The organism is Cobetia sp. UCD-24C (genome assembly GCF_001306765.1).
Lineage (GTDB): Bacteria > Pseudomonadota > Gammaproteobacteria > Pseudomonadales > Halomonadaceae > Cobetia > Cobetia amphilecti.
Genome location: NZ_LJTD01000001.1, coordinates 195,223 through 210,625 on the forward strand (window position 1 = coordinate 195,223; position 15,403 = coordinate 210,625).

14 protein-coding genes are annotated in these 15,403 nt (G+C 64.6%); 4 read left to right on the forward strand and 10 right to left on the reverse strand.

From position 1 onward, the window contains the following. Positions 1-28: 28 nt before the first annotated feature. From AOG28_RS00815 to AOG28_RS00825, 3 genes are all read right to left on the reverse strand, one after another. On the reverse strand, positions 29-454 hold the full coding sequence (locus AOG28_RS00815; protein WP_043331906.1) for an ExbD/TolR family protein: 426 nt from the start codon (positions 452-454) through the stop codon (positions 29-31). Continuing rightward, positions 451-1,230 carry a MotA/TolQ/ExbB proton channel family protein gene (locus AOG28_RS00820; RefSeq protein WP_082388116.1) on the reverse strand — a complete coding sequence of 260 codons (780 nt, stop codon included), beginning with the start codon at positions 1,228-1,230 and terminating at the stop codon, positions 451-453. Before AOG28_RS00820 ends, AOG28_RS00815 begins: the two co-directional genes overlap by 4 nt. Positions 1,231-1,337: 107 nt before the next feature. Beyond that, complete coding sequence (locus tag AOG28_RS00825; RefSeq protein WP_160317842.1) at positions 1,338-4,256, reverse strand: ComEC/Rec2 family competence protein; 2,919 nt, start codon at positions 4,254-4,256, stop codon at positions 1,338-1,340. 201 nt (positions 4,257-4,457) lie between these two features. Between AOG28_RS00825 and AOG28_RS00830 the strand changes: the two genes are divergently transcribed. Next, positions 4,458-5,039: a DUF2062 domain-containing protein gene (locus AOG28_RS00830; protein WP_054555013.1), complete on the forward strand. Its 582-nt coding sequence runs from the start codon at positions 4,458-4,460 to the stop codon at positions 5,037-5,039. Positions 5,040-5,129: 90 nt separating this feature from the next. Here AOG28_RS00830 and AOG28_RS00835 read toward each other — a convergent pair whose 3' ends face one another. Beyond that, positions 5,130-5,852, reverse strand: coding sequence for an ABC transporter ATP-binding protein (locus AOG28_RS00835; protein ID WP_054555014.1), 723 nt, complete (start codon positions 5,850-5,852; stop codon positions 5,130-5,132). A 52-nt stretch (positions 5,853-5,904) separates the two neighbouring features. Continuing rightward, complete coding sequence (locus AOG28_RS00840; RefSeq protein ID WP_043332064.1) at positions 5,905-7,149, reverse strand: lipoprotein-releasing ABC transporter permease subunit; 1,245 nt, start codon at positions 7,147-7,149, stop codon at positions 5,905-5,907. 253 nt (positions 7,150-7,402) lie between these two features. Between AOG28_RS00840 and AOG28_RS00845 the strand changes: the two genes are divergently transcribed. From AOG28_RS00845 to AOG28_RS00855, 3 genes are all read left to right on the forward strand, one after another. Beyond that, positions 7,403-8,464: an agmatine deiminase family protein gene (locus AOG28_RS00845; RefSeq protein WP_054555015.1), complete on the forward strand. Its 1,062-nt coding sequence runs from the start codon at positions 7,403-7,405 to the stop codon at positions 8,462-8,464. Then, positions 8,464-9,384, forward strand: coding sequence for a carbon-nitrogen hydrolase (locus AOG28_RS00850; RefSeq protein WP_054555016.1), 921 nt, complete (start codon positions 8,464-8,466; stop codon positions 9,382-9,384). Before AOG28_RS00845 ends, AOG28_RS00850 begins: the two co-directional genes overlap by 1 nt. A 291-nt stretch (positions 9,385-9,675) precedes the next feature. Next, positions 9,676-10,545, forward strand: a complete 870-nt coding sequence (locus tag AOG28_RS00855) for a DNA replication terminus site-binding protein (protein WP_043331911.1) — start codon at positions 9,676-9,678, stop codon at positions 10,543-10,545. An 81-nt stretch (positions 10,546-10,626) separates the two neighbouring features. Here AOG28_RS00855 and AOG28_RS00860 read toward each other — a convergent pair whose 3' ends face one another. The 5 genes from AOG28_RS00860 to nqrF form a co-directional block, all read right to left on the reverse strand. Continuing rightward, positions 10,627-10,959 carry a YrhK family protein gene (locus AOG28_RS00860; protein ID WP_054555017.1) on the reverse strand — a complete coding sequence of 111 codons (333 nt, stop codon included), beginning with the start codon at positions 10,957-10,959 and terminating at the stop codon, positions 10,627-10,629. Between the two features lie 129 nt (positions 10,960-11,088). Continuing rightward, the gene (gene sthA / locus AOG28_RS00865) at positions 11,089-12,480 is read right to left on the reverse strand and encodes a Si-specific NAD(P)(+) transhydrogenase (RefSeq protein WP_043331912.1); all 1,392 of its coding nucleotides are present in this window, start codon (positions 12,478-12,480) and stop codon (positions 11,089-11,091) included. A gap of 132 nt (positions 12,481-12,612) precedes the next feature. Continuing rightward, complete coding sequence (nqrM, locus tag AOG28_RS00870; RefSeq protein ID WP_054555018.1) at positions 12,613-12,864, reverse strand: (Na+)-NQR maturation NqrM; 252 nt, start codon at positions 12,862-12,864, stop codon at positions 12,613-12,615. Between the two features lie 218 nt (positions 12,865-13,082). After that, entirely contained in the window at positions 13,083-14,156 is a 1,074-nt protein-coding gene (locus AOG28_RS00875; RefSeq protein WP_052384339.1) for an FAD:protein FMN transferase, read from the reverse strand. A 3-nt stretch (positions 14,157-14,159) separates the two neighbouring features. Then, positions 14,160-15,392 carry an NADH:ubiquinone reductase (Na(+)-transporting) subunit F gene (gene nqrF, locus AOG28_RS00880; RefSeq protein WP_043331915.1) on the reverse strand — a complete coding sequence of 411 codons (1,233 nt, stop codon included), beginning with the start codon at positions 15,390-15,392 and terminating at the stop codon, positions 14,160-14,162. Positions 15,393-15,403 lie beyond the last annotated feature (11 nt).

The window sequence follows — 15,403 nt, forward strand, 5'->3', positions numbered from 1 at the left end:
GGGGTCTCCATAGACTTGGGCGGCGCCCTCATGGGGCATCCGGTGATGATGATTCCGTCCCGATACGCGTACTGATGCGCACACGGGTGATACCCACTTCAGCGGCGGCGTCCAGCGCCGTGACCACCTTGGCGTGGGGCGTGCGGCCATCGGCTTCGAGGATCAACCCGAAGCGATCTGCCTGGTCCTTGTACTGCGCAAGTTGCGCTCCCAGTTCATCCTCGCCGAGGCTTGCCTCGCCGAGCGTAAAATCACCTGACGCCCCGATGCTCAGGATCAAGGGCGCCTGCTCTACCGCGCTGGCCTGACTGGACTGCGGCAGGATCAGGTCCAGCGCTCGACGGCTATCGAAGGTGGTCGAGACCATGAAGAAGATCAGCAGCAGAAACACCACGTCGATCAGCGGGGTGAGATTGACCTCCACCGACTCACGCTGGCGACGCGGAAACCTCATGACGGCCTCCCGGCACCTGCCCCCTTGCCATCATCGCCACCATAGGGGTCATCGGCGTCACGACGCATGTAGGCCGGCAGGTCTTCCGGCAGGCGCTCATGGGGCTCCGGCACCTGACCGGGGCGCTGGCCCGGGCGACGGTCGATGCCGTCATGGCTCTCGGCCAGCCCGAGCTCGCCCTGGTGGTGCGAGATATACTCCACCACCTGCCCTGCCTGCTCCTCCATGTTGACGGTGATGTCCTCGACACAGCGCTGGAAATAGCGATGGAACATCAGTGCCGGAATCGCCACCGTCAAACCGGACGCCGTCGTCACCAGCGCCTGGGAAATCCCGCCGGCCAGCTCCTGGGCGCGCTCGGCGCTGCCCGCATCGACGATCACGGCGAAGACGTCGATCATGCCGACCACCGTGCCCAGCAGCCCCAAAAGCGGCGTGATGGCGGCGATGGTGCCCAGCGGACTCAGGAAGCGTTCCATGTCATGGATGACGGCCACGGCCGACTCCTGCATGCGCGCGCGTACCTGCTCATTGCCCAGGCGCGCATTGCGCAGTCCCGCCGCCAGCACATTACCCAGCGGCGAATGACTCTCCAGCCAGTAGACATTGACCTGTCCCTGGCTGATCAGTTCACACACCTGCTGTCCCAGGCCCTTCGGCGCGATGCGTCGACGACGCAGCGTCCACAGGCGCTCAAGGATGATGGCCAGTGCCACGACGGAACATCCGAGGATGGGGAGCATCAAGACTCCCCCTGCGTACAAGGCTTCCAGCATGTGACCTCTCCCTTGGTCTCGATGCCTCTGCGGGCACCATTGTTGTCGTGTCAGATGTCACGCGCCATCCCTGTCGCGCAGGCCGTATGAATCCGCCATGCATCTGATCATTCAGCGGATTTTACCCCAAGGCACCTCACTCCGATACCGCCAGCCCTGCGCGCTGGTTGCAGCCGCTCCCCCTGCGGCGACCACTCCCAGTGCAAGGCACCATCCAGCCCGACATGCCAGAGACACTCGACATGACGCGCCAGACGCTCCACCACGTCCGGATGCGGATGACCATGCGGATTGTAGCGACCGGCGCTGACAATCGCGTGACGCGCCGCCAGGCTCTCAAGCCAGGCATCACCACTGCTGGAGCGGCTGCCGTGATGTGCGACCACCAGCAACGGCAAGCCGCGCCCGCCCAGGCGCTGGCGCAGCGTCACCTGCAACTCGCGCTCCTGCTGCTGGCCGATATCGCCGGTCAGCAACGCCAGCGGGCGCGCGCCATGTGCTATCAAGACCACACAGGAGTGCGCGTTGTCACGTCGGGCCTTCAACCCTGCTGGCGGCCACAGCATCTCAAGGCTCACGGGCTGGCCCTGCAGCTGACCGAGGGTGATGCTGCGCCCGGCGACACACTCCCGCATTGCCACCTCATCGAGCCAGCTTACCTGACGCTCCAGTCGCGCCCGCTGCCCGGCCGGCACCCACAAGGCGGCGACCTCCTCGGCAGACAGCGCCTGCAGGCCACCGGCGTGATCGCCATCCCCGTGACTCATGATCACGCCGATAGGCTCTCCCGCCACGGATGGCACCCCCGGCAAGCGGGCGCTGGCATTGCGCGACACCGTCCCCAGATCGTAACGCCAGTGCCTCGGCACCTGCCGTGACGCGCCTGTCGAGTCACTCGCGCTCGACGCCAGATGACTGTGCAGCGACAGCGCCAACCCCTGCCCGACATCGTGCACCGTCAGACTGAGCGCGGGCGCCCGGGGCGAGAACGAGGCGTCTTCTGTCTCGCGCGTGCCGGCGTCCCGCCCGACGGTGGCCAGCGCCGCCGGTGACCACGGCAAGGCCAGCACCGCCAGTGACAGCCCCCAGCAGAGTGCCACGCTGCCACACAGGCGCTTCAGACGGCCATCGAGGCCTGGCACACCCTCCGCCAGCCAGGCACCCAGCAGGGCCATGACCGCGAGCGTCAGGATCAAGGCCGAGGGAGTGGCGTCCGACAGGCCCGCCGCCATTGGCGCCTGCGGCCAGCGCCCCTGTGTCGACGCAAGCGAAGACAAGGTCTCCATCGTCTGCGCCATGCCCTGTGCCAGCAGCTGCCATAGACCGCCGCTGAACACACCGTCAGCGAGCATGCCAGTGAGCCGTGACGGGACAAGCCCCGTGAACAGCAACAGCTGCTCGAGCCCCGCAAGCCCCCAGCCCAGCATGCCAAGCGGCACGATCAATAACGTCACCAAGGGCGCCATCAGCAGATTCATCGGCAGCGACAGCCAGGACAGCTGGCCGCGCGAAAGCAGCAGGGCCGCGCCCATGACCAGCGTCAGCAACCACTGGCTGCGCAACGTGGCCAGACACCAGCCACGCATTCCTCGCGGTCGCGAGCGGCCCTGCCAGGCCAGCAGCAACACCGCCACGGCGATGAATGATAGCCAGGTGCCCGGGCGCCACAGCGCCAGCGGGTCCAGCCCCAGCACCAGAATCAGCGCCAGCATCCAGACCTGCCACACACCCAGCCCGCTGCGGCCACTCGCCATCCAAAGCCCGACCGTCACCATCAAGGCGGCGCGCAATGCCGGCGGCGCCAGACCTGCCAGCAAGGCGAAACTCCAGGCCGCCAGACAGGCAAGCCACCAGGGCGCGACGCTGAATCGCCACCCGCCCGGCCGCCAGAGGCGCAGCACGCCGAAACTCAGCCCAAGCACCAGGCTTGCCATCAATCCGACATGCAGCCCCGACACCACCGCCAGATGTGTCAGCCCGGTGGCGTTCAGCGTGTCCCAGTCGTCATGGGTCAGTGCCGAGACCTTGCCCAGCGTCAATGCCGCCAGCCAACGACAGGGCGACCCCCGCCAGTCGACCAGCGCCTCGCCTTCGCCTTTGCCCCCGCCCTCGCCTTCGCCTTCGCCGCAGCGCTGCCACAGAGCCTGCTCGGCATGCAGGCGCAGTGCTGCCAGCCCGCCTGGCGGCGCCAAGCGCTGCGCAAGGGACAGTTGGCGCACGTAACCCGTGGCGACGATACCTTCACGCCATAGCCAGGCGACACGGTCAAACTCCGCAGGGCTCGCTGAGCGCCCGAAGGCCGGGTTGCTGGTACCATGAGGCGGCACCAGACGCACAACCATGCGCCAGCGCTCACCGGCCTGCCAGGGAGTCGCCAGCGCCTCGCGTGTCGCAACATCGCGGGTCAGCTTGCGTGGCCAGTAGCGCCGAAGCTGGACCCGCTGATCCAGCAGCCGCTGACAGGCGGCCTGACGCCCGGCATTAGCGCCGGGTGCCTCGGTCGACTGGAAGAGATCACAGCGCGAGACACGCAGCACCAGGCGCACCGAGTCATCAGGCGTCGGCAGCGCGCGATTGACCTGCTCGACCCGGCCTTCCAGCCACAGCTCCTGACGCGTCAGCGCCTCCGCCATCACGAGCGGCTGCTGCAGAAGGCCGATCACCAGCCCGACCCCCAGCGCTGCCGAGAGCCGCAGGCACAAGGCTCCGAGCCGAGAGCGGCGTGACTCAGCGTCGAGAGCAGGGCGCACGAAAGCACGGGCGGGAATGGCGGCCAAGGCCCCCGCCACCATCAGCCAGCAGAGCAGCAAGGCGGCCAACAGCAGGTTGTCGCTCAGCGTCATGAAGGCGGCCCAGCCATGCGCCCCACCCTCTTGCGCGCCGAGCCCTGCCGATGAGCGTGACTGCCAATCCGCGCCCCACTCGCCCTGGCGTGACAGACAGATTCCCGCCACCAGCCCCGCCAGCAGCTGGGCCAGCGAGGCCGGTGACAGCCAGAATCGAGTGGAATGGGACGATTTATTCACGGTGGCGCCTGACATATTGCTGGCCTCTTGCAAGGTCGCCCGTGGCGCAGCCCGTCAGGCATGGCGCGGGCTTTGCTGTACTCAGTGCCGAATCGAGACACGCGGGTTGCAGATCACGAATCGGATAACTGCGCAGTCAGCATGGCAGTCCTGTAGCCATGTATGGATAATGGCCGGCGTTGAATGCCAAATGGCCAAGTCATGCCTCGTCGTCTACTCAAGCGGCTCATGCCGGAACCGGATGCCCTCAAGCGCAAGAAGTCGCTGCGCTTCATGCATCACCTGATCGCCGATCCCGCACTGTGGGCGTTGTCGCGACGCACTGTGGCCAATGCCTGCATGGTGGGGCTGTTCTGTGCGCTGCTGCCGATTCCCTTCCAGATGGTGGTGGCCGCCTTCGGTGCCTGGGCACTGCGCTGCAACCTCGCGCTGTCGGTGGGTCTGGTGTGGGTGACCAACCCGCTGACCATGCCGGTGGTCTACTACGCGACCTACCGCGTCGGTGCATGGATGCTGGACACGCCCGCACGCGTGATGCCGGACCAGGTCTCCGCAGCCTGGTTCGCCAACCAGCTGGAAGACATCCTGCCCGCCCTGGCGCTGGGCTCGCTGGTCAGCGCCGTCGTCCTCGCGCTGCTGGCCAACATGCTGGTCCGCCTCTTGTGGCGCTATCAGGTGGTGCGCAACTGGCGCAGCCGCCGCAAGGCGCGCCTGGCCGCCAGACGTTGCAACAAGGAGCAATCGTCACACCAGAACGCTGAGCAGGACACCGACAAGCTCTGAACGCTGCCGACAGACGCGCATGAAAAACGCCCCGCCATCTCTCGATGGCGGGGCGTTTGGCTTTCTGGCATGGCGTAACAGCGACTCGCCTCAATCCTCGTGCAGCTTGCCACCGTCCAGACGCAGCACACGGTGCTGGTGCGCGGCCAGACCGTTGTCGTGGGTCACGATGATGAAGGCTGCCTGCGCTTCACGCGCGATGTCATCCATCAGCTCGAGAATGCGCGCCGCCGTTGTCTGATCCAGGTTGCCGGTCGGCTCATCCATCAGCACCAGGCTCGGGTCCGTCACCAGCGCACGCGCGATGGCGACGCGCTGGCGCTCCCCCCCGGACAGCTCGCCCGGCTTGTGGTCGGCACGCGGCGCCATGCCGACCCGCTCCAGCAGCTTGCGCGCCTTGACGGCAGCCTCGGCGCGCTTGTGGCCACGGATGATCAGCGGCATCGCCACGTTCTCTTCGGCACTGAATTCCGCCAGCAGGTGGTGGAACTGATACACGAAACCGATGTGCTGATTGCGGAAGCTGCCCAGCGCCGACTCGCTGAGTTCGGACAGGCGCTGGCCGGCCACCTTCACGATGCCCTGGCTGGGATGGTCCAGACCGCCGAGCAGGTTGAGTAGCGTGGTCTTGCCGGAGCCGGAGCTGCCGACGACGGCGACTCGTTCACCGGCATGCACGCGCAGCTCCAGCTCGTCGAGCACCTGTACCTCTTGCGGGCCCTCATCGTAACTGCGACTCAGGCGTTCACAGATCAGCATCGGCTTGCCGTGGGCCTGACCCGGCGCGTGAGTGTCAGAAGCCGGCGTCGGCATGGCGGTGTCTCCAGCAGCGGAACGGATGGATGCATCAGACGGTGTCGACGGATTACTCATAGCGCAGTACCTCCGCCGGCTGGATGCGCGAGGCGCGCCAGGCCGGATACAGCGTCGACAGGAAGCTCAGCACCAGCGCGGAGCCGATGATGATGCCCATGTCGCTCATCTCGAGGCGCGATGGCAGATAGCTGATGAAGTAGACGTTGGGGTCCAGGAACTGGATACCGAAGGTCGACTGCACCCAGGCGATGATGTCGGAGACGCTCAGTGCCAGCGCCACACCGGCGATGGCGCCGATGATGATGCCCATCACGCCGATGGTCAGCCCCTGCACGATGAAGATGCCCATGATGGAGCCGGGCCTGGCCCCGAGGGTACGCAGGATGGCGATGTCAGCGTGCTTGTCCGTCACCATCATCACCAGCGTCGAGACGATGTTGAAGGCCGCGACGGCGACGATCACCATCAGCAACAGGCCGATCATGTTCTTCTCCATCTGGATGGCGGCGAACAGGTTACCGTGGGTGCGCTTCCAGTCCATGCCGCGATACTGCGGCCCCAGCTGACTGACGATGTCGCGGGTGACCTGATCGGCGCTGAACAGGTCATCAAGCTTCAGGCGCACCCCCTGGACGTCGCCTTCCTTGAAGCGCGCCAGCTTGGCCATGTCCGAGATATCGGTGTAGGCAAGGCTGGCATCGACGTCCGCGCCGACCTTGAAGATACCGGTCACCGTGAAGCGCTTGAGACGCGGGAAGATACCCCCGGGCGTGATGGAGGCCTCGGGCACCAATAGCGTGACGCGATCCCCCACGCCGACGCCCAGGTTGCGCGCCAGCAGCTCGCCCATCACGATGCCCCAGCTGCCGGGCGTGAGATCCGCCAGGCTGCCCTGCACCATGTGCTCGCTGATGATCGAGACCTGGTCCTCCGCGGACGGATCGATGCCGGTGACCAACGCGCCCTTGTTGCGGCCGTTGGTGGTGAACATGCCCTGTTGCTCGATATAGGGCGCCGCACCGACGACATGCGGCTTCTCGCGCAGCTTGCCGGCCAGCGTCTCCCAGTCGGTGACGCTGTCACGCGCCTCGACGCGCACATGCGGCACCATGCCCAGCACGCGGGTGCGCAGCTCGTGGTCGAAGCCGTTCATCACCGACAGCACCAGAATCAGCACGGCGACACCCAGCGACAGCCCCAGCATCGAGGTCAAGGAAATGAAGGAAATGAAATGGTTACGGCGCTTGGCGCGGGTATAGCGCAGGCCGATCAGAAAGGGTAGGCGATCCAGCAGCATCGAAGTCGATTCCTTGGGTCAGGGTCGCGGGCCATGATACGCATTCCGCAGGCTCGGCGCATGGAGCCATATTCGAACGCAGTTTGCCAGCTTTCGTCTGTGGCCAACATGAACCGCAAGCATGGCAAGACATGTGCACGTCAGACACCACAGGGCTAGCGTCGGCGCATGGCTCTGCTATCATCGCGCGCCGAGTCCGCGGCATTGCGGCTTGCGCCTTTATCGTTACCTCTTCATCAGGGAGATGCCCATGGCCACCCGTCTGCTCGCCGAATGGCACCCGCAGGACGCCATCCAGCTCAGCTGGCCCAGCCCGCACAGTGACTGGCGCGAGATGCTCGAGAGCATCGAAGCCACCTGCGAGGCCATGGTGATCGCCATCAGCCGCTATCAGCACGTGCTGATCAGCGTCAGCGATGACGCCACCCGCGAGCGCCTCGCCGCGCGCTTCGCCGGTTTCGGCGTGCCCGCCGAGCGCCTGCATCTTTTCGTGGCGCCGCTGGATGACACCTGGACGCGCGACCATGGCCCCATCACCATCGAACGTGATGGCCAGCCGGTGCTGCTCGACTACACCTTCACCGGCTGGGGCGGCAAGTTCGAGGCCGCCCGCGACAACGCCCTGACCCGCGCCCTCGCCGCGCAGGGGGCTTACGCAAGCCCGGTGGAAAGCCGCGACTTCATTCTGGAAGGCGGCGGCATCGAGAGCGACGGCCAGGGCACCCTGCTGACCACCGAGGCCTGCCTGCTCAACGACAACCGCAATGCCGGCCTGAGCCGCGCCCAGGTCGAGGCGCAACTCAAGGCCGATTTCGGAGTCAAACGCGTGCTGTGGCTCGCCAATGGTCATCTGGAAGGCGATGACACCGACAGCCATGTCGACACCCTGGCGCGCTTCTGCGACCCGCGCACCATCGCCTATGTCCGCTGCGATGATCGCGACGACCCGCATTACCCGGCGCTCAAGGCGATGGAAGCCGAGCTTGAAGCCCTGTGCGATGCCAACGGCGACCCGTACTTCCTGGTGCCGCTGCCGTGGCCGGATGCCTGCTTCGATCCGGACGACAGCCATCGCCTGCCGGCGACCTACGCCAACTTCCTGATCATCAACGGGGCCGTGCTGGTGCCGACCTACGCCGATCGTCACGACATGATCGCCCTCAAGGCCCTCGCCAGCGCCTTCCCCAAGCGTGACATCATTCCGGTCGATTGCCGCGCCGTGATTCGCCAGCATGGCAGCCTGCACTGCATGACCATGCAACTGCCCAAGGGCACGCTGGCCACCTCGAACACCTCTCAAGGAGCACTGTGATGACTGCTTCCCGCCGTACACTCAAGGTCGGTGTCGTCCAGCAACAGGGCTGGCCCGACAAGGACACAAGCCTGGCGGCCAGCGAAGCCGCCATTCGTCGCCTTGCCGCCGATGGCGCTGAGCTGGTGATGCTGCAGGAGCTGCATGCCAGCCACTACTTCTGCCAGACTGAAGACACCGAGATCTTCGATCTCGCCGAGCCCCTCGAAGGCCCGACCACCCAGCGACTGGCCGGTCTGGCCGCCGAACTCGGCCTGGTGATCGTCGGCTCCATCTTCGAGCGCCGCGCGGCGGGCGTGTATCACAACACCGCCGTGGTACTCGACAAGGCCGCTGGCCTGGTCGGCACCTTCCGCAAGATGCACATTCCGGATGATCCCGGCTTCTACGAGAAGTTCTACTTTACGCCGGGCGATGCACCCAGCGCACAGTCCCCGCGCCGCGGCTTCGAGCCCATCGACACCTCGGTCGGACGTCTGGGCGTGCAGGTCTGCTGGGACCAGTGGTATCCCGAAGGCGCACGCCTGATGGCGCTGGCCGGTGCCGAGATGCTGCTCTACCCCACCGCCATCGGCTGGGACCCGCGTGACGATGAAGCCGAGCAGACGCGCCAGAAGGATGCCTGGACCCTGATCCAGCGCAGCCACGGCGTCGCCAATGGTGTGCCGGTGATCGTCGCCAACCGGGTCGGTCATGAAGCGGACCCGACGCCTGCCAGCGAAGGCATCCAGTTCTGGGGCGGCAGCTTCATCTGCGGCCCTCAGGGCGAGCTGCTGGCGCATGGCGGCACCGAACCCGAAGAGCTGCTGGTCGAGGTGGACCTGGCGCGCGGCGAAGACGTGCGCCGCATTTGGCCTTACCTGCGCGATCGTCGCATCGATGCCTATGGTGATCTCACCGAGCGCTATCGCGACCGCTGAGCCCATCGGGCTTTTGCAGGTGCCGGCCTGACAACAGCACCCTGTCGAGATCACACAGAGCCCCGCAGAGACAGGAGGGCGCCCAGCGTGGCGCCCTCTTCTGTTTCCATCTGTCGGCGCCGGCGCAGCCGGCCTCTCCCGTCACTCCATCCCGGGTGATTCAGTCTCTCGCAGCCCCTCTTCTGTCCGCGCATGCCGCCATGGTCTGACTTGCCATCCCGGTCACGCTAGGCTAAACAAGATAACGCGATAAAAAATCACGTCTCCCTTGCTGCAATCAGGACGCAGAGCATGCCCGAATACCAGTTGATGGCCAGAATAGAAGCGGCCTTCGATACGCAGATCAGTGCCGCCGATCAGGTCATCACCGCGGTCAGAGAAGAGAATTCGCCACTCTGGCGACTGGATGGCGTCAGTGCCGATAGCGAATGGCTCAGCCAGGCGTTGCAGGACGTGTGGTATCAGGATGGCCAGGACGGCCGAGTCACCCGCCCCTATCTGGGCGTGGTCGCCGCAGGCCCGACGGTGATCGAGCGCGTCGCGGCGCTCAACGCGGCCAAGGAGCAGCTGGCGGAGCTCTTCGCCGAGCTGCGCGAGAAGTATCCCGACCAACTGGCCGAGCTGAAGGCGATTCTGCCCTTCCGCCATCCGGGGCTGAATCAGCACCTGAGAGGCGATGGACTGGCGCGGCTGCATCTCAAGCAGTGCTGGCGGCGGGTGCCGGTGGCAGAAGCGCCGGTGGCGCGGGTGCGCTTCGCCTGGTACAGCTCCGGGCGTTCGATCCAGCGCGTCAGCGTGGCGGAGTGTGAAGCCTTGCTGATGAAGCTGGATACCGAGGCCGAGCACGTCCGCCTGCAGCTCAAGCTGCTCGCTGGCTTGCCATCGGATGAGATTCTGGCCCGCATCCAGCCCCAGGCGCCGCTGATGCGCGCCAACCTGTTCTATCGTGAGCCGGTGATGCGCGAAGACGGCGAGCTACGCACGCGCCGCGCGCTGAATGTCTCTCTGCCGCTGTTCCTGCCGCATGATGACCTGCGCCTGCCTGCACTCAACCAGCCAAGCCCGACGCCGCCCACCGAGCGTACCCGCGCCCGCCGCGGCGACGTGCGCATCGAGGACACTCCCTTCCTCAAGAGTCTGCGCGTGCATCGCTATCGCTGATCTCCAGAGCAAGAGAGCCAGAGCGCCGGTGAGCCGGTGAGCCGGTGAGCCGAAGAGACAGACCGGCCGTGAAGCCGCCTGCTAGAGGTCCAGCGCCGATTCCGGCATCCGCTTGAGGTGCATGCGGCGCGCCAGGCGAATCACCGGCTTGAGCGTCAGCTGCAGCGAGCCGATCACGAACAGCCAGATACCCAGTGTCATCCACTCTTCCCAGAAGAAGCACACGCTGCCGATCGTGAACAGTAGGCCAAGCACCAGCTCATTGATGATGCTGGCCAGCTCATAACGGCGATGGATGATCAGCTCCTCATGGCCGAGGCGCAGCGTGAGGTCCGAGGTCGGATCATCCTGCAGTGTCTCGCGTGACTGCGTGCCCGACTGGCGAGTGTCGTGTTGCTGCGAATCATCCTGCATGCGTGATTTCCTCAAGGCTCATCAACAAGGTTTCCCAGTTGGGAGCCCGACAACCACAAGGCCCCGACATCAATGATGTCGGGGCCTTGTGCTGTGCCTTCAAGTCAGCGGGCGCGAGGCCCATGCCGCTCAGAACAGACGGTTGAGTCCATTCATGGCCGCAACCCGATAGGCTTCCGCCATGGTCGGGTAGTTGAAGGTGGTGTTGACGAAGTACTTGAGCGTATTCGCCTCACCCTTCTGCTGCATGATGGCCTGACCGATGTGCACGATCTCGGACGCCTGGTCACCGAAGCAGTGGATGCCGAGAATTTCCAGCGTATCGCGATGGAACAGGATCTTGAGCATGCCGACGGTATCGCCGGTGATCTGGGCACGGGCGGTGTCCTTGAAGAACGCCTGCCCCACTTCGTAGGGGATGCGCGCCTCGGTCAGTTCGGACTCGCCACGCCCCACCGAGCTGATCTCGGGGATGGTGTAGATGCCGGTCGGCACCTCATTGACGAACTTGAACTCTTCCCCCAGCAGGTTGGCTGAGGCGAAGCGGCCCTGATCGTAAGCAGCGGATGCCAGGCTCGGCCAGCCGATCACATCGCCCACCGCATAGACGTGGTCCAGCTCGGTGCGGTACTGATCATCGACGGTCAGCTGGCCGCGGCCGTTGGCCTGCAGGCCGACATTCTCGAGGCCGAGGCTGTCGGTGTTGCCGGTACGACCGTTGGCCCACAGGAAGGCGTCAGCACGCAGCTTCTTGCCGGACTTTAGGTGCACGACCACGCCGGACTCGTCGCCCTCGATGCGATCGTATTCCTCGTTGTGACGCACCAGCACGCCGTTGTTGCGCAGGTGATAGGACAGCGCGTCGGAAATCTCGTTATCCAGGAAGGACAGCAGACGATCACGCGTATCGATCAGGTCGACCTTGACGCCAAGGCCGGAGAAGATCGAGGCGTACTCGGAGCCGATGACACCCGCGCCGTAGATGATCAGCGTGCGCGGCGTGTGTGACAGCCCCAGGATGGTGTCGGAGCAGTAGATGCGCGGGTGGCGGAAGTTGACGTCCGCCGGGCGGTAGGGACGCGAGCCGGTGGCGATCACGACCTTCTCCGCGTGCAGCTCCTCGACCCCTTCATGGGCATCGCGCACCACGACGGTGTGCTCGTCCTTGAAGCGCGCGGTACCGAAGAACACATCGATGCGATTGCGGGCGTAGAAGCGCGTACGCATCTCGACCTGCTGCTCGATGGTGCGGCGTGAACGCTCCAGCACCTTGGGGAAGGAGAACCAGCGCGGCTCGCCGATATCGCGGAACATGCGATTGGTGTTGAACTCGATGATCTGCTTGACCGCGTGGCGCAGCGCCTTGGAAGGGATGGTGCCCTTGTGGGTGCAGTTGCCGCCCACGGAAGACTGAGCCTCGATCACGGCGACACGCTTGCCATGCTTGGCCGCGTTGACTGCCGCGCTTTCCCCTGCCGGACCGGTACCGATCACGACGACATCGTAGTTATAGACTGCCATGAGACTCGCTTTGCTCCTTGATTGTTCGTAGACCGGCCCTGACACGTACGGTCTCACCTCGCGGTGACACTGCCATGTCAGGGCCGGTAGCAGGCCTTGCGGCCGGCGGGCTCTGAGCCATCAGAGCAGAAATCAGCGACGTGCGGCGTCGTAGGCCAGATCGCTGGCCGACTTGCCGCCACTCTCTGCCATCAGACGCTGGCGATCCTGCTCCTTCTCGCACTCCTCGTCCTTGCCGCCACAGATGTCACAGCCATCCTTGAGCCCGAGGTTGTTGAGACCACCGCAGGAGCCGGCGATCGGCTTGCGGCCCATCAGGACACCGACGGCCATCACGCCAATCAGCAGCAACATCGCGGCGAACACCAGTAACCAGATCGTCATGTCATTCCTCCCGGGGCATGGCCCCATTGTGAACCTCTCGCACGGGTCGGCTCCAGCACAGCTTGCCCCCTGTCGATCCTGTGGATCATTCAGGACAGCATCCAGAAGATGCCATGCAATCTGAGCACCCGACCCTGTCGGAGGCGTGTCTCGACAGATGGCAGATGAGAAAGCCCGGCCGGCTGCCTCTCGGCAGACCGGCTCTCGATAGACCGGTCTCAGGCGCCGGCTTCATCTGCGGGCTTCGTGTCGCCTGTCGCCGGCGCGTCCTTCAGGTAGGGCGCAAATGCCGGACTCCAGGACTGTTTGAAGCCATCATCCGTTTTGACAATGAAATAGGCGGCAATGTTCTCGCGAATTGCGATCGTCATTGCCTTCTCGGCGCCCAGCACGTTGAGTGCCGTGGCCCAGGCGTCCGCACTCGCGCAATCCGGCGTGATCACGGTGACCGAGGCCAGACTGTGCTGGATCGGTCGACCGGTACGTGGATCGATCGTGTGCGAGTAACGTACGCCGTCCTGCTCGAAATAGTTGCGGTAATCACCGGAGGTGGCAACCGCGGCATTGCCGGGATCGATGATCCGCTGCACCGAGCGCTCGAAGGACTTCGGCGCTTCGATGGCGATACGCCACGGCTTGTGGCCGGGCTTCTCGCCCTTGACGCGAATCTCGCCACCGACTTCGACCAGATAGTTCTCGATGCCATTGGCCTCGAGCACATCGGCGACTCTATCCACCCCATAACCCTTGGCGATCCCCGACAGGTCGGCATACACCGGCTTGCGCTTGATCACCGTATTGCCATCGAGCTCCAGCGCCAGATGATCGACCTTCTCCAGCGCCTGCGCGATCTGTTCATCGCTCGGCGCCTTGTCGAGACGCTCATCCGGGCCGAAGCCCCACAGATTGACGGCCGGACCGACGGTGATATCGAAGGCCCCGTCGGAGCGCTTGCCGATATCCTGCGACTCGGCCAGCACCTGCGCCAGGCCATCCGACAGCGTGATCGGCGTATCCAGCGGCGCCTGATTCAGCTTCGAGAGCTCCGAGGCGTCCTTGTAGGTCGACATCTGCCAGTCGACCTTGTCGAGCGCCTCGAGGCTCGCCTGCTTGAGCGACGCCACCTCATCGGCGTCCAGGTCCGCGGCCACCGTGACATGGAACCCGGTGCCGAAGATGGGGCCGGCGAAGCGATGCAACTCAGGGTTGCTGGAATTTTCACAGCCTGCAACCAGCAGGGCCAGCCCCATGAGGGCCGGCCCTGCCAGTCGTCTTGCGACGCGTGACATCATCGATCAACCACCGAAGTCATCGAGCAGGATGTTCTCCGGCTCTACACCCATGTCGGTGAGCATCTTGACGACGGCGGCGTTCATCATGGGCGGCCCGCACATGTAGTACTCGCAATCCTCAGGTGCCGGGTGGTCCTTGAGGTAGTTTTCGTACAGGACATTGTGGATGAAGCCCGTCGGGCCTTCCCAGTTGTCCTCAGGCTGCGGATCGGACAGCGCCAGGTGCCATTCGAAGTTCTCGTTCTCTTCGGCCAGCTTGTCGTATTCCTCGTTGTAGAACGACTCACGCATGGAGCGTGCACCGTACCAGAACGACATCTTGCGCTTGGAATTCAGACGCTTGAGCTGATCGAAGATATGGCTGCGCATCGGCGCCATGCCGGCACCACCACCGATGAAGACCATCTCGGCGTCGGTGTCCTTGGCGAAGAACTCACCGAACGGCCCCATCACGGTCACCTTGTCACCCGGCTTCAGAGAGAAGACGTAGGTGGACATCAGACCCGGCGGATGCTGCGAATTCGGCGGCGGAGTGGCGATACGGATGTTGAACTTCAGAATGCCGTACTCTTCCGGATAGTTCGCCATGGAATAAGCGCGGATGACCGGCTCTTCGTTCTTGTGCTGAACGTTGAACAGGCCGAACTTCTCCCAGTCACCACGATACTCTTCTTCGATGTCGAAGTCGGAGAACTTGATGTCGTAGGCCGGCGCTTCCAGCTGCACGTAACCACCGGCGCGGAAGTTGACTTCCTCGCCTTCCGGCAGCTGCAGGTTCAGCTCCTTGATGAAGGTCGCGACGTTCGGGTTGGCGGTGACGGTGGTTTCCCACTTCTTCACGCCGAAGATCTCTTCCGGGACTTCGATCTTCATGTCCTGCTTGACCGGGACCTGGCACGACAGGCGCCAGCCTTCCTTCTTCTCACCCATGGTGAAGTGGGATTCTTCGGTCGGCAGGATGGAACCGCCGCCTTCCGAGATCCGGCACTTGCACTGGGCACAGGAGCCACCGCCACCACAGGCGGAGGACAGGAAGATGCCGTTGGCGGCCAGGGTCTGCAGCAGCTTGCCGCCGGCCTGGGTCGTCAGGGTGTTGGCGGGGTCGTTGTTGATCTCGATCTGGACGTCACCACTCGAGACCAGCTTGCTGCGTGCCGCGAGAATCACGAGCACCAGGCCGATAACGACCACGGTGAACATGACGACGCCGAGCACGATGATGGAGGTATCTACCATTTCGATTTCCT